Source organism: Anaerococcus nagyae, assembly GCF_040364225.1.
Lineage (GTDB): Bacteria > Bacillota > Clostridia > Tissierellales > Peptoniphilaceae > Anaerococcus > Anaerococcus nagyae.
The window spans coordinates 1,546,174-1,560,371 of sequence record NZ_AP031484.1; the positions used below are offsets into that span (position 1 = coordinate 1,546,174).

12 protein-coding genes and 1 pseudogene are annotated in these 14,198 nt (G+C 32.3%); 6 read left to right on the plus strand and 7 right to left on the minus strand.

The window, feature by feature from the left end; translation table 11 throughout:
- Nucleotides 1–190: 190 nt before the first annotated feature.
- Nucleotides 191–430 (plus strand): annotated as a pseudogene (locus ABXG81_RS07525) (oleate hydratase); the annotation flags it as partial.
- Between the two features lie 107 nt (nt 431–537).
- Here ABXG81_RS07525 and ABXG81_RS07530 read toward each other — a convergent pair.
- Both ABXG81_RS07530 and ABXG81_RS07535 read right to left on the minus strand, forming a co-directional pair.
- On the minus strand, nt 538–1,311 hold the full coding sequence (locus ABXG81_RS07530) for a hypothetical protein (RefSeq protein ID WP_209813191.1): 774 nt from the start codon (nt 1,309–1,311) through the stop codon (nt 538–540).
- Nucleotides 1,311–2,399 carry a hypothetical protein gene (locus ABXG81_RS07535; RefSeq protein ID WP_353528702.1) on the minus strand — a complete coding sequence of 363 codons (1,089 nt, stop codon included), beginning with the start codon at nt 2,397–2,399 and terminating at the stop codon, nt 1,311–1,313. The genes ABXG81_RS07530 and ABXG81_RS07535 overlap by 1 nt, the downstream gene beginning before the upstream one ends.
- Before the next feature lie 192 nt (nt 2,400–2,591).
- Between ABXG81_RS07535 and ABXG81_RS07540 the strand changes: the two genes are divergently transcribed.
- Nucleotides 2,592–3,512, plus strand: coding sequence for a helix-turn-helix transcriptional regulator (locus ABXG81_RS07540; protein ID WP_117519943.1), 921 nt, complete (start codon nt 2,592–2,594; stop codon nt 3,510–3,512).
- Nucleotides 3,513–3,588: 76 nt separating this feature from the next.
- Here the strand turns inward: ABXG81_RS07540 and ABXG81_RS07545 are convergent, their stop codons facing one another.
- The 5 genes from ABXG81_RS07545 to uvrB form a co-directional block, all read right to left on the minus strand.
- On the minus strand, nt 3,589–4,758 hold the full coding sequence (locus ABXG81_RS07545; RefSeq protein WP_181965092.1) for an ABC transporter permease: 1,170 nt from the start codon (nt 4,756–4,758) through the stop codon (nt 3,589–3,591).
- Entirely contained in the window at nt 4,751–5,641 is an 891-nt protein-coding gene (locus tag ABXG81_RS07550; protein ID WP_316111015.1) for an ATP-binding cassette domain-containing protein, read from the minus strand. The genes ABXG81_RS07545 and ABXG81_RS07550 overlap by 8 nt, the downstream gene beginning before the upstream one ends.
- 163 nt (nt 5,642–5,804) lie before the next feature.
- Nucleotides 5,805–6,083 carry a hypothetical protein gene (locus ABXG81_RS07555; RefSeq protein WP_117519949.1) on the minus strand — a complete coding sequence of 93 codons (279 nt, stop codon included), beginning with the start codon at nt 6,081–6,083 and terminating at the stop codon, nt 5,805–5,807.
- A 9-nt stretch (nt 6,084–6,092) separates the two neighbouring features.
- Nucleotides 6,093–8,915 (minus strand): excinuclease ABC subunit UvrA, encoded by a 2,823-nt coding sequence (uvrA, locus tag ABXG81_RS07560; RefSeq protein WP_117519951.1) that lies wholly within the window; start codon nt 8,913–8,915, stop codon nt 6,093–6,095.
- Between the two features lies 1 nt (nt 8,916).
- Nucleotides 8,917–10,884, minus strand: a complete 1,968-nt coding sequence (gene uvrB / locus ABXG81_RS07565; RefSeq protein WP_353528703.1) for an excinuclease ABC subunit UvrB — start codon at nt 10,882–10,884, stop codon at nt 8,917–8,919.
- Nucleotides 10,885–11,339: 455 nt separating this feature from the next.
- On the opposite strand from uvrB, the gene dhaK reads away from it, so the two are divergent.
- From dhaK to ABXG81_RS07585, 4 genes are all read left to right on the plus strand, one after another.
- Nucleotides 11,340–12,317: a dihydroxyacetone kinase subunit DhaK gene (gene dhaK / locus ABXG81_RS07570; protein ID WP_353528704.1), complete on the plus strand. Its 978-nt coding sequence runs from the start codon at nt 11,340–11,342 to the stop codon at nt 12,315–12,317.
- A gap of 8 nt (nt 12,318–12,325) precedes the next feature.
- Complete coding sequence (gene dhaL, locus ABXG81_RS07575) at nt 12,326–12,925, plus strand: dihydroxyacetone kinase subunit DhaL (RefSeq protein ID WP_117519957.1); 600 nt, start codon at nt 12,326–12,328, stop codon at nt 12,923–12,925.
- A complete protein-coding gene (dhaM, locus tag ABXG81_RS07580; RefSeq protein ID WP_117519959.1) occupies nt 12,918–13,304 on the plus strand; it encodes a dihydroxyacetone kinase phosphoryl donor subunit DhaM in 387 nt (128 codons plus the stop codon). Before dhaL ends, dhaM begins: the two co-directional genes overlap by 8 nt.
- A gap of 127 nt (nt 13,305–13,431) precedes the next feature.
- Nucleotides 13,432–14,145: a PepSY domain-containing protein gene (locus tag ABXG81_RS07585; protein ID WP_117519961.1), complete on the plus strand. Its 714-nt coding sequence runs from the start codon at nt 13,432–13,434 to the stop codon at nt 14,143–14,145.
- Nucleotides 14,146–14,198 lie beyond the last annotated feature (53 nt).

Below are 14,198 nucleotides of genomic sequence, written 5' to 3' on the forward strand. Positions count from 1 at the left end.
ATATAAAAGACGATATATTTATATATTTAATATTAAATATTTTTTAAAAAAGTATTTATGTTTTGTTTATATTTTTTTTAGCAGAGTATTATTTAATTGATAAGAAATTTTAACTTATTACATACTAGTTAAAAATATATCTTATCAAAAGGAGAAAATAATGAAAGTAATAGATAGTTATGATGAGAGAGTTAAATTTGTAAGTAGAACTGCTATGGAAGCTGTATATGCCCTATGCGGTGTAGAAAAGGGAATCCCTGAGGTATACGCGTCAAGATATGATATGAGATACTTGATGAATGCAGTAAGTGCATTAAACGATTATGAAAAACCCCACCTACCAATTCCAAAACTAGCAGCTCATAACTTAGAAAAGAAAATCAAAGATACAGATATAGAAATCTTATTAAAAGAAAACAATCTAATCTAGATTAGCAAAATCCCTAGAATTCTAAACTGACCCTCCTTAAGTTGGTTTGAACCAACTTAAGGAGGGTCACATTATTCTCATTCTAGGGATTTTAATTTATAATCAGATTATTGCTTGGCCCTTATATATCTCATAGGAGAGTATATTGCCCATGTAGTTGACCATAAAAGATCTGCTCCAAAAATTATTTGAACATCTTTATTATTAAGATGCGGATTTAATTGAGCACCTTTTAGACTTATCTCATCTTGATCTATTTTAAATCTTAGAGTTGTTTCATAGCTTAGATTTTCACTTTCATTTAATCCTAACATTTCTATAGTTTTTTTTGTATCTTTTTTATCCACAATCTTGTCAAAAATTTCTTGACTAACATTTGTTACTGGTAGTGAAGAATTAAGGGCAGCAAGTATTTTTTCTCCTTCAAATTCTATATATAGCACTGGTGCATTTTGTTGGTCTTTTGATTTTGATTTTCTAAAATCATCTATTTGAACTTCAAAATCTCCTTTTCTAAGATCTCCTCTAAAACATAATTGCGAAATAATATTCCAGCCTAAAATCATATCTGCAGGGAATTTATTACCTTGTGGGTCTTGCATAAGGTCAAATGAATCATCATTTGCAATTATAACAGGGGCACTACCTATCTCAAGTCCGCCTATCCTCATATCTACACGAGCACGTCTCCAACCTCTTTTTTCATCTATTGGTTTATTATCTATATAGGATACATTTATTTGATCAGCTATAGATTTTTTAATTAAGGTATTTCCCCTAGTATCAAACATAGTAGTTACTACTTTTCCATCTATAGCTGATTCTATAAATATATAATTTAGATACTTTTTATCTGAGACTGGTACTTTACTATATTTCATTATTGCTCCTTCTGATTTATTACTTCTATATGGGTAATAGTTTTTTCATTTATATTAAAGATATAATTGGTATTATTTTCAGCACTAAATACCATCTTTAGTGTCCCATCTTTATTTTTGCCTTCTCTTAAAAGTCGTCTTGGATTTTGATTTTTCTTATCCATTTTCTTTAGCTCATCAATACTTGCTCCTACATAGGCATTCCCTACAGATAAGTCTGAACTATTTTCTGCAACGAGTTTTATTATTTTAGCATCTTCATATGACATTGGCTTATCTGAAGTATTTTTAAGATAGAAATCCACCCCATATGAGCTATTCTTATCTTCTATTTTTTCATACATTGGAGAATATACTCTATAGGTCGTTTCTTCACCTGGATCTAGGTTTTGATTATCTCCATCTTTATTTATATTAAAATCACTTGATAAAAGCTCTTCTAAATCTCTAATGCTTAAAGGAAATTTAACTGTTTGGCCAAATATTGCAAACTCTCCTCCAACATAATTTTCATCTCTCATAAAAGATTTAGAAAAAATAGCTACTGATGATAACTCATTATTAGCGAAATATAGCGAAACAAAATTATCATCTGTATAATAGTTTAAAGTTCTATCGTTTTCAGTAGCTGCTTGCTCAGTATTTAAGTCCTTAAGAGCCTTACTAGCTTCTTCGTAGGAAGTTCCCCAAGCTAAGTCATGTATGCTAAAATCTTGATTCTTACCATCTTGATTATTTATGTATAACTCAATGATAGTTCCATCTTTGGTATCTATAGGCCCATCTTTTGTATTCTTAAAAGTTGCGCTCACATCTGATCCATCAGCTTTCATATTTACCATTATTTGTTGACTTTTATTTATATTAGGATGATAGTATTCATTTTCGTTTATATAAAATCCATTTTTCTCGAACTCTTCAAAGGATAAGGGCAAGCTATAAGTTTGACCTTTGAGTTTAAAGGAATCATAATCAGTATTTATTTCTATGGGGGCTACAATTTTTTTAGCAGGTTCTAGATCTGCTGACTCCTTATTAGTACAAGATGATAAAAATATACTAGCAAAAATAAATAAAAATTTCTTCATTCCTTTCCTCCCTATGTTCTATTATACATTATTTTTATATTTGGTATATATGTATTATAATAAATTAACGAATAAAATAAACGGCTAATTTCCAAAGATGCAACCAACAGTTGACAAATTTCCAAAGCCAATTGCTGGTATGCCACGATATTTTTTTGTAAAATAACATTAATAAAACATAAGGAGGCTATTATGATACTAGCTGATAAGATTACCACTCTTCGTAAAAAAGAAGGAATGACACAAGAAGATTTGGCTCAAGAGATTGGAGTCAGCCGTCAATCAGTTTCTAAATGGGAAGCATCTATGTCTATGCCAGATTTGGATAAGATTATGAAACTTTCTAGGATTTTTGGTGTTAGTACAGATTTTTTGTTAAATGATGATTTAGGAATGGAACAATTTGTTGTAGAAGAAGTAAGTGAAACTCAAACCGGTCATGTTTTTGATCTAGATAGTTTGAATAAGTATTATTCTAGCTTTCAAAAGATAGCTAAGTACCTAGCTATAGCTATTCCTCTTTTTATACTATCTCCTATTCCGGCAATGTTACTTGATGGTATAAATGATAATATAGGAACAATTTTAACAATTGTTATTATAGCTATTGCAGTAGGGCTTTGCATATATACAGGATTTGAAGGAAACAAATACAACTTTATAGAAAAAGAAGCATATGGATTTTCATACGGAGTAGAAGGTGTTATAGAAAAAAATATTGCTGAATATGAGCCAATTTTTAAAAGAAATACAATAATATCTATAGCTATTTTTATACTATCACCTATTGTCTATACTATAGAAGAAAATAGATATACAAAGAACAATACACTTACAATTATTTTTCTAATACTGATTGCAATAGGAATGGGATTAATTACTTATAGCTCTGTTAAATATTCTAGTAATAAGGACCTACTAAAATATCGCAATCCTAAGATGCAAGAAGCAGATAATAAGCAATCCAAAGCATCAGCAATATTATGGGTTCTCGCTGTTGGAGTATATCTAGTATATAGTTTTATAACAGGCAATTGGTACAATAGTTGGATAATTTTTGTAATAGCAATATTTATTCAAGCTGCTATAAGTATATTTTTTGATAAACAATAAGCTAAAAGACGAGTCATAAACTCGTCTTTCTGTTTGTTTTATATATACTATATCATTTACCACTATATTATTAATACTATCTCTTTCTTCTAGTAAACCAATTATCAGTAGAATAATTTAGTATATTTCTCTTATAAACTCTTTCTCCAAATCTATAAACTAACAATATGGTAATGATTAGAATAGCTATTGAAATAATACCTTCCGTAAGACCCGCATATCCATTTAAAAGTCTAAGTGGCATAAAGAAAGTAGATGCTAATGGTACAAAACTTAAAATTTTTGTAGCCAAAATATCTCCTTTATCTTGTAACATCATTGCTAGGAAAAATAATATTATAGTTGAAAAAATAAGTGGAGTTCCCATCTTTCCAGCGTCTTCAACTTTGGTAGCAAAGGAACCAAGCATACCTGCAATTACTAAAAATATAAAAATGCCTAGTAAAAATAATAACACTATCTCTGCTATCATTGCATAAGTAGATCCAGAAATATTAAATGATAAATCAATTTCATCTAGTAAACCTTTTGATTTTACAATAAAAAATCCTATTATTCCAAATATCACATAGGTGATGATTTGAACAAAAACCGCTATAAAGTTACCAAACATCTTGCCTGCAAAATAATCTCCAGGCTTTACAGATGAGAAGATAAATTCTATCATCTTTGTACCTTTTTCTGTAGCTATATCAGCTAGTACAAGGTTTACAAAACTCATTAGTACAATATACATTAAGAATAATAGTACAAAGTATACCGCTTTACCAATCAACTTATTATCAGAATTTTCATCTGTGATTTTGTTTATAATTGGTGTTTTTGCAAGTATTTCTTGCTGATCACTATTTAAACTTGCATTTTTTTCATTAAGACTCTGTTGTATACTTGTCAAAATATTTTGAAAGGTTAATATTTCAGTCATTGAAGCATCCGCTTCATTAAAATCTGCAATTATTTGACCATTTTTTTCTCTTATTTTTGCATAAGTAGATATTTCTTTATCATCAATTAATTTATCAATTTCATCTTCACTTACAGATCTAAATTTTTCATCATCAAAGTATGCATTTAAATCTTCATTTGCAACTATGCCTATTTGACTACTATTAGATGATCCAGCAAAATATCCTCCTATACCACTAATAACTCCAAAAACTATAGGAATTAAAATCATAGCCCAAAAACTTGCAGATTTGAGATGATTTTTTAAGGTTTCTAACATTACAATTTTTGTTCTATTCATGACTTTCCACCACCTTTGCAAAAATTTCATTTAAACTTGGTGCAGCTTGGCTAAATTGAGATACAAAACCAATATCATCATTGATTAATTGATAAATCTCTTTACTATCGCTAGGATTATTTAGATAAATAGTCCAAAAATCTCCTTTTTTAATATAATTTTTAACTTTACCTTCTATTAGCGGAAGCAAGTCTTTGTCCGTTTCAACCACCACTTTTTCTCTAGGAAATGAGTTTCTGATTTCTTGTGGTGTACCATTTAAAACAATGCTACCATTTTTTATCATAACAAGCTTATTACAAAGAGCCTCCACATTTTCCATATTGTGAGAAGAAAATAAAATTGTCATGCCCATAGCATTTAATTCTTTAATAATATCTTCTAAAAGCCTAATATTGTAAGGATCAAGACCTGATAAAGGCTCATCTAATATTACAAAGTCAGGTTTATAAATAACTGCCGCCAAAAGTTGGACCTTTTGTTGATTCCCCTTAGATAAAGACTTAATTTTATCAGTAAGCTTTCCCTTTATCTCAAATCTATCGAACCATTTTTCTAAGTTTTCTTTTGGAATATTATCCATACAGTTAAGCTTTGCAAAGTAGCGGATTTCTTCCTCTATAGTTTTTTTAGGAGATAGGGACCTCTCCTCTGGTAAAAATCCTATTTTTTCAAGGGCTATATCTTTCATATTAACTCCATCATATGTAATAGCTCCTGTGTAATCATCAAAAAAGTTCATCATGCATCTAAAAAGTGTAGATTTTCCAGCACCATTTTGACCAATTACGCCAAAAACATCACCCTTTTCGACAGTGAATGATACATTATCGAGCGCTTTGAGTGATCCAAAGCTCTTGGATACATTTTGTACATCAATCATAAATAATTCCTTTCATTTTTTATCTTATTATATCATAAGAAATAATATTAATTGTAAAAAATAGTTAATATAAAAGTGGAGCCATTAGGTTTCAATATTTATGACATAAAAAAGCTGTTGCAAAATGATATTTGTAAGAATTTATTTTGCAACAGCTTCTTTCTTATTCATTATCTTTTAAAAATTGATGTATATCATCCACGCCCATTTCTTTTAGAGCATCTTGTAATTTTTTTGTTGTTTTATCTAAGTCACCTGTTAGCTCTTCCATTTCTTCGCTATCTAGATTACTTGTTTCTATATCTTCTTCACCTGGTAAGTTTGTAGGTAGATCTATAGAAAAATCATTTCCATCGCCTAGGCTAAAGCTTACCGGTCTACCATTAGACTTTGAATCCATATTATTATCTGACTTATTGTCTCTTTTTTCTTCTAATCCCATTCTTTTCTCCTATTTTTCTTTTAAAATTTTCTTTAAATATTGACCTGTATATGACTTCTTATTTTTAGAAAGTTCCTCTGGATTTCCACAACCTACAAGTGTACCCCCTCCATCACCACCTTCTGGCCCTAGGTCAACTAGATAGTCTGATACTTTTATAACATCTAGATTATGTTCTATGACTACTACAGTATTGTTTTGATCTACAAGCCTATTTAAAACGTCGATTAATTTGTGAACATCTGCCATGTGAAGACCTGTTGTAGGTTCATCTAGTATATATAGAGTCTGACCTGTACCTACTTTGGCAAGTTCTGTTGCAAGTTTTACTCTTTGAGCTTCACCACCTGATAATTCTGTTGATGGTTGCCCAATTTTTATATATCCAAGTCCAACATCATATAGGGTCTGAAGCTTTCTTACTATTGGAGCATGGTTGGCAAAAAACTCTATGCCTTCCTCTACAGTCATATCTAGGACTTCAGATATATCCTTACCCTTGTATTTTACTTCAAGAGTTTCTCTGTTGTAGCGTTTACCATGGCATACTTCACAAGGAACATAGACATCCGGTAAAAACATCATGTCCACCTTAATTGTACCATCACCCTTGCAGGCTTCACAACGTCCACCTTTTACATTGAATGAAAATCTACCCTTATTGTATCCCTTCATTTTTGCTTCATTGGTCATAGCAAAGACATCACGAATATTATCAAATACCTTGGTATAAGTAGCTGGATTAGATCTTGGAGTTCTACCTATTGGTGATTGGTCGATAGCTATTACCTTATCTATTTGATCAAGTCCTAGTATTTCCTTATGCTTTCCAGGTCTAACTTTAGTCTTATTAAGCTTTTTGGTGACGGACTTATATAAAATCTCATTAACTAGTGAAGATTTACCAGATCCAGATACTCCTGTTACTGACGTCAAAACGCCTACGGGAATTTTTACATCAATACCCTTAAGATTATTTTCAGCGGCTCCCCTTATTTCTATAAATTTATCACTTTTTCTACGTTCTTTTGGAATAGGGATTTCTTTTCTACCTGATAGATAGTCACCTGTTATAGATCTTTTTGAATTTATTATATCTTCTACAGATCCCTTGGCTACTACCTCACCCCCATGAATACCTGCTCTTGGTCCTATATCTACTATGAAGTCTGCCTCTCTAATAGTGTCTTCATCGTGTTCTACTACTATCAAAGTGTTTCCTATATCAGTTAAGTTTCTAAGGGATGATATTAGTCTATCATTATCTCTTTGATGAAGACCTATAGATGGCTCATCCAGTACATAGCAAACCCCTACAAGACCTGAACCTATTTGGGTGGCAAGTCTTATTCTCTGACTTTCTCCACCAGAAAGTGTTGATGCTGCTCTATTAAGGGTTAGATAACCAAGTCCAACATCATTAAGGAACTTAAGTCTTGCCTTAATCTCTTTTATAATAAGCTCTGCTATATTTGCTTTCATTTCTGATAGTTCCAGCTTATCAAAAAACTCTGCTGATTTTTCAACAGAAAGCTTGCTAAGCTCTGCTATATTTGTTTCATTTACTTTTATAGATAAAACTTCTGGTTTTAGCCTATCTCCATGGCAAGTCTTGCACTCTTCCTCGCCCATAAATTCTCTAAATCTCTTTCTTTGAGTTTCAGAGTTAGTTCTTTCGTATCTATCTGCAAGATTCGTTACCGCTCCTTCAAATTTTCCTTTATATCTCTTTCTTCCAGAAAATCTAGAATCAAAGACAAAGCTTAAATCATAATCTGTCCCATAGAGTATATCCTCAACTAAGCCTTTCGGGGCATTTTTTATTGGCTCATCATAGGGAAAATCATAATGATCAGCTATAGCTCTTATAGTTTGGTAATAATAAGAGTCCTTAGCTGATCCACTATAGGCATCAACTGCATCTTGATTTATAGATAAATTCATATCTGGGATTACAAGTTCTGGATCTATTTGTAAGTGAAATCCTAATCCATTACAATCTGGACACATACCAAGTGGTGCATTAAAAGAAAACATATTTGGTGTAATCTCTGGCAGACTCACATGTCCATCAGGACAAGCAAGCTTGCTACTAAGCATAAAACTTTCGCCATCTATAACATCTATAAATACTAGACCATCAGAAAGTCTTAGGGCAGTTTCTAAGGAGTCTGTTAGCCTTGATTCTATACCTTCTTTTATTACAATCCTATCTACTATAATTGATATATCGTGTTTCTTGGTCTTAGAAAGCTCTATATCTTCTTCTAAATCGTGACGTTGCCCATCTATTACAACTCTTACAAAGCCTTCTTTTTGTATATTTGCTAAGGCTTTTTTATGTTGTCCTTTTTTACCTCTAATTACCGGTGCTAATATTTGAATCCTTGTTTTTTCTGGCAGCTCCAAAATTCTATCTACCATTTGATCAATAGATTGAGCTTCTATTTTTTTGCCACAAACTGGACAATAAGCATCTCCTATTCTAGCATAAAGCAATCTATAATAATCATAAATTTCTGTTACTGTTGCGACAGTCGATCTTGGGTTTCTATTAGTTGTCTTTTGATCTATGGATATGGATGGCGATAGACCCTCAATAGTGTCAACATCTGGCTTATCCACATTGCCCAAAAACTGTCTAGCATAAGATGAAAGACTTTCTACATATCGTCTTTGACCTTCTGCATAAATAGTATCAAAGGCTAAAGTGGACTTTCCAGATCCGGAAAGTCCTGTAAAAACTATCATCTCATCACGTGGTAGTGTAATATCAACATTTTTAAGGTTATTAGTCCTAGCACCTTTTATAACTATATCGTGTTCTGTCAATTTATACTCCTGCGAAGTTTTCTTTCATACTCTTGATTTGGTCACGTATATTTGCAGCACGTTCAAAGTCAAGCTCCTCTGCTGCCTTATACATTTGACTTTCAAGATTGATTAAAATTTCATCTATATCTTCTCTATTAAACTCTTCTATCTCAGCCTCTTCTGCTGCCTTAGTAATTTGAATCATCTCACCTATGTTTTTTCTAATTGTAGTTGGTGTTATGTCATGTTCCTCATTAAAAGCCATTTGTATCTCACGACGTCTAGCTGTCTCGTCAATCGCCTTTTTCATAGATTTTGTAACGGTATCTCCATACATTATTACATGTCCCTCTGAGTTACGAGCTGCACGTCCGATTGTCTGGATGAGGGAAGTTTCTGAACGTAAGAAACCTTCTTTATCAGCATCTAGTATTGCTATTAGACTTACTTCTGGTATATCTAGACCCTCTCTTAATAAGTTTATACCTACCAAGACATCAAATTCTCCCAAGCGAAGTTCCCTAATAATTTCACTACGCTCTATAGTTTTTATATCTGAGTGCAAGTACCTTACCTTAATACCAGTTTGGGTTAGATAGGTCGTAAGATCTTCTGCCATCTTTTTGGTAAGAGTAGTCACAAGAACCCTATCTCCTTTTTCAATTGTAGTATTAATTTCACCAATCAAGTCATCAATTTGATTATCTGTTGGTCGTACTTCAACTAGTGGATCTAGTAATCCTGTTGGACGTATGATTTGCTCAACCATATCCCCGCCAGTTTTTTCCATTTCATATGGACCCGGTGTTGCCGAAACATAGATTGCTTGGTTAACCAAGCTCTCAAACTCATTAAACTTAAGAGGTCTATTATCTAGAGCTGATGGCAATCTAAAACCATAATCTACTAAATTTTGCTTACGAGCCCTATCTCCCTCATACATACCCCCAACTTGTGGAATAGACACATGAGATTCATCCACCATTAGCACAAAGTCTTTTGGAAAATAGTCGATCAATGTATAGGGTCTGCTACCTGGCTCTCTTTGGCTTAAGTGTCTAGAATAATTTTCTATGCCTGAGCAAAAGCCAATCTCTTTTAACATTTCTATATCATAGCGTGTTCTTTGCTCGAGTCTTTGAGCCTCTAACAGTTTATTTTCTTTATTAAGTTCAGCAAGTCTTTGCTCGAGTTCTTCTTCTATAGTTACAATAGCACGTTCTGTCTTCTCACTAGTTGTCGCATAGTGACTAGCTGGATATATATATGCATGGCTAAGCTTTGCAGTAATCTTGCCAGTAAGCGAATCAAACTCAGATATTTCTTCTATCTCATCTCCAAAAAACTCAAAACGTATAGCCTTTTGGTCAAAACCTGCTGGGAAAACATCTAAGATATCCCCACGTTTTCTAAAAGTTCCTCTGTCAAAGTCTATATCATTTCTCACATATTGAACATCTATAAGCTTTCTCATAACTTCCTCTGGAGCTATCTCTTGACCTGGACGTAGGGAAACTACCAGCTCCTTATAATCAATAGGATCTCCAAGGCCATAGATACAAGAAACAGAAGCTACAATTATTACATCTTTACGTTCAAAAAGTGCCATTGTTGCTGAGTGGCGCATCTTATCAATCTCATCATTTATCGATGAATCTTTAGCTATATACGTATCAGTAGCAGCTACATAAGCTTCTGGCTGATAATAATCATAATATGAAACGAAGTACTCAACAGCGTTATCTGGGAAAAATTCTTTAAATTCTGTAAATAACTGATAGGCCAAGGTCTTGTTATGGGCAAGTATTAAAGTCGGCCTTTGAACTTCTTCTATAATATTAGCCATGGTAAAAGTCTTACCAGAACCAGTAACACCTCTAAGAATCTGATGCTTTTTGCCATCTTTAAGGCCCTTTGCAAGGCTGGCAATAGCCTCAGGCTGGTCTCCACGAGGTTTATATTCGGAATTTATCTTAAATTTTTGCAAAGATTGATCCTTTCTTTCTTATTTATAAATTTAGTATTTTTAAATATTATTAACTAAACTTAAAGATCTCTCCATGCACTTTGCCTAGTCGATATCGTATAAGTTTTCATTTACATTAAGGAAAAGATTTATAAAACTATAATTTCTAAAATTTTATAATAATAAGCTTATAAATCTATATACTCATCCCTAATTAGTATCTTTTAACTAAATCTGAAACCATTTCGACCGAATGAAAAGAGTGGAGAAATCTCTACTATATTCAATAAATCAAAATTACTAATTTCAACTTATCTATAATGAAAAAATCAAAGTTTTTGACCAACTCTGACCTTTATTTTTTACTAATTTCTACCTATTCAATATACTATCCTAAGCCCTAAATTTCAATAAATATTTCCCTTTTCATTGGGTATAAGAGTATTGTAACGGATTTGTATAATTGGAGGTATATTATGAAAAAAATTATCAATAATCCAGAAGACATAGTTGACCAAATGCTAGATGGTTTGGTTAAAGCAAATAAAGATAAAATTATTAGAATAGAAGATACAAATGTAATTGCAAGAAAAGATACACCAGTAGAAGGTAAAGTCGGACTTATATCTGGTGGAGGATCTGGACATGAGCCTGCCCACGCTGGTTTTGTAGGCCGTGGTATGCTCGATTGTGCGGTAGCAGGAGATGTCTTCACATCCCCTACACCAGATCAAGTTTTAGAGGCTATAAAAAAAGCTGATTCTGGTAAGGGTGTCTTTATGGTAATTAAAAACTACCAAGGCGATGTTATGAACTTTGAAATGGCCAAGGAAATGGCTGAAATGGAAGATATTGAAGTTGAATATGTCATAGTAAACGATGATATAGTTGTAGAAAATAAAGAAGATAGACGTGGAGTTGCAGGGACAATCTTCGTTCATAAAACTCTCGGTGCTATGGCAGAAAATGGAGCAAGCCTTGCTGAAATTAAAGAAGCAGCTGATAAAATTATAAAAGATATCATATCTATAGGTATGGCAACCAAGCCTTGTACCAATCCATCCGATGGCAAAGAAAGCTTTGAACTTGCCGAAAATGAACTAGAAATGGGTATTGGTATCCACGGTGAAGAGGGTATACAAAAAGAGGAAATGAAATCAGCTGATAAGATCGTAAAAGAAATGGTTGATAGACTCCTAGAAGAGGTTAAAGATCTTGATAGTGAGTATGCTCTTTTAATAAATGGAATGGGAGCAACTCCAGAAATGGAATTATACGTTATAAGCAATAGTCTCCATGATTATCTAGAAGAAAAAAAAGTAAAAGTAGTTAGATCATATATAGGAAACTTTATGACAAGTATGGATATGGCAGGCTTTTCAATTACCCTATATAAAGTAGATGAGGATAGACTCAAACTTTTAGATCAAGAAGTAGATATAGTTAGAAAGTAGAGAGAAAAATGGAAATTAATGAAGTAAAACAAAGATTAATAAAAGCAGCAGATGAAATAATAGCAAATAAGGACTATCTAACAGACCTGGATAGGTCTATAGGAGATGCTGACCATGGCAATAACATGGCGAAAGGCTTCAATTTCACCAAAGAAGCTTTAGAAGATGATTTTGATGATTACAAAACACTATTTAATAAAGTAGCTACTATATTATTATCAAAAGTAGGTGGAGCAAGTGGACCGCTTTATGGATCATTTTTCATGAAATTTGCAGCAAGTTTAAAAGACATAGATGACTTTAATCGTGATCAGCTTAACAAAGCCTTTAAAGCAGGAGTAGATGGAGTTAAGCAAAGAGGTAAGGCAGAAGTTGGTGACAAGACTATGGTAGATGTCCTAGAACCTGTATCTAATGCTCTTAATGAAGACAAATCCTTTGATGAAATAATACAAATAGCAGAAGAATCTATGAATAAAACTAAGGACATAAAGGCTAATAAAGGTCGTGCTTCATATGTTGGAGAAAGATCTATTGGTCACATAGATCCAGGTGCAGCAAGCTCATATATAATTATAAAAGAAGCTTTAGGAGGAATAGATGATTAATATATTAATAGCAAGCCATAGCAGAAAACTTGCAGAAGGGCTCAAAGAACTTATTGGACAAATGGCAGGAGATATCAATATTGAGTATTCAGGTGGTACAGAAGATGGAGAACTAGGATCAAACTTTGAAGAAATCAATGATAAAATGACAAGTCTTGCAGAAGATGGACTAGTAGTATTCTTTGATCTGGGATCATCAATGATGAACTGCGAAACAGCCTATGATATGCTTGATCCTGAATTACAAGAAAAAGTAATTCTTGCAGGCTCTCCTCTAGTTGAATCTAGCGTGCAAATAGCTATAAGCATTACCGAAGATACTAGTATAGAGGATATAAAAGAAATGGTTAATAAGTACGATCTAAATAAATTAGGCTAAACTTCTATATAAAGCATACTTTAAAAAAGGAATAAAAAAATTAATATAATTAATTTTAAAGCCCCTCTTGTTTAATTTATTATAAGAGGTACATTAACAATATAAATTTCAAATTAGGAGGGTAATTATGAAATTAAATAAAAATATTAAATATGGAGTATCAGCTTTAGCATTAGCACTTGCTTTTTCAGCTTGTTCTAATGAAAATGCTAACAAAGCAAAAGATGATGCAAAGGATGCAGCAAGTCATACAGAAACAGCTGTTAATGAAGAGGTGGATTCTGCTAAGGATAAAGTAGACGATACTAAAGATGAAGTAGACGATAAGGTTGATTCTACAAAAGATAAAGTAGATGATAAAGTTGACTCTGCTAAGGATGAAGCAGATGATAAAGTCGATGAATTAAAAGCTGGCATCGAGGATGAAGAATTTGATATTAGTCTTGATGATGCAGTTGATAAATTTAAAGAAGAGTTTAATCAAGAATCAATGGAAATCTCATCTGTAAAATTTGATGAAGAAGATGACAAATACGCTTATGATATCAAAGGTTATACAGAAGATAATGAATATGAAGCAAAAATAGATGCTGAAAGTGGAGAAATTATATCTAAAGAAGAAGAAAAAGAGAAAGAGTCAAAAGATGATAAGTCAATAGACTTCGTAGCAATCAAGAGTCCAAAAGAAGCTATGACAAAAGCCTTAGAAAATAACGAAGGTCAAGTAAAATCTTATGAACTAAAATATAACGATGATGATAAATTAGTTTATAACATAGATATTGAAGATGGCGATGATGTAGAATTAGACGCTGAAACTCTAGATATAATCCATAAATAATATGTGATAAAAAGGATGTTGATTTCTCAACATCCTTTTTTAAACTTATAAAT

Coding starts and splice junctions, on each gene's coding strand:
- ABXG81_RS07545 (WP_181965092.1), bottom strand. CDS start 4,758: ATGAATAGAACAAAAATTGTAATGTTAGAAACCTTAAAAAATCATCTC.
- dhaM (WP_117519959.1), top strand. CDS start 12,918: ATGATTAATATATTAATAGCAAGCCATAGCAGAAAACTTGCAGAAGGG.
- dhaL (WP_117519957.1), top strand. CDS start 12,326: ATGGAAATTAATGAAGTAAAACAAAGATTAATAAAAGCAGCAGATGAA.
- ABXG81_RS07555 (WP_117519949.1), bottom strand. CDS start 6,083: ATGGGATTAGAAGAAAAAAGAGACAATAAGTCAGATAATAATATGGAT.
- ABXG81_RS07550 (WP_316111015.1), bottom strand. CDS start 5,641: ATGATTGATGTACAAAATGTATCCAAGAGCTTTGGATCACTCAAAGCG.
- dhaK (WP_353528704.1), top strand. CDS start 11,340: ATGAAAAAAATTATCAATAATCCAGAAGACATAGTTGACCAAATGCTA.
- ABXG81_RS07535 (WP_353528702.1), bottom strand. CDS start 2,399: ATGAAGAAATTTTTATTTATTTTTGCTAGTATATTTTTATCATCTTGT.
- ABXG81_RS07585 (WP_117519961.1), top strand. CDS start 13,432: ATGAAATTAAATAAAAATATTAAATATGGAGTATCAGCTTTAGCATTA.
- ABXG81_RS07530 (WP_209813191.1), bottom strand. CDS start 1,311: ATGAAATATAGTAAAGTACCAGTCTCAGATAAAAAGTATCTAAATTAT.
- ABXG81_RS07540 (WP_117519943.1), top strand. CDS start 2,592: ATGATACTAGCTGATAAGATTACCACTCTTCGTAAAAAAGAAGGAATG.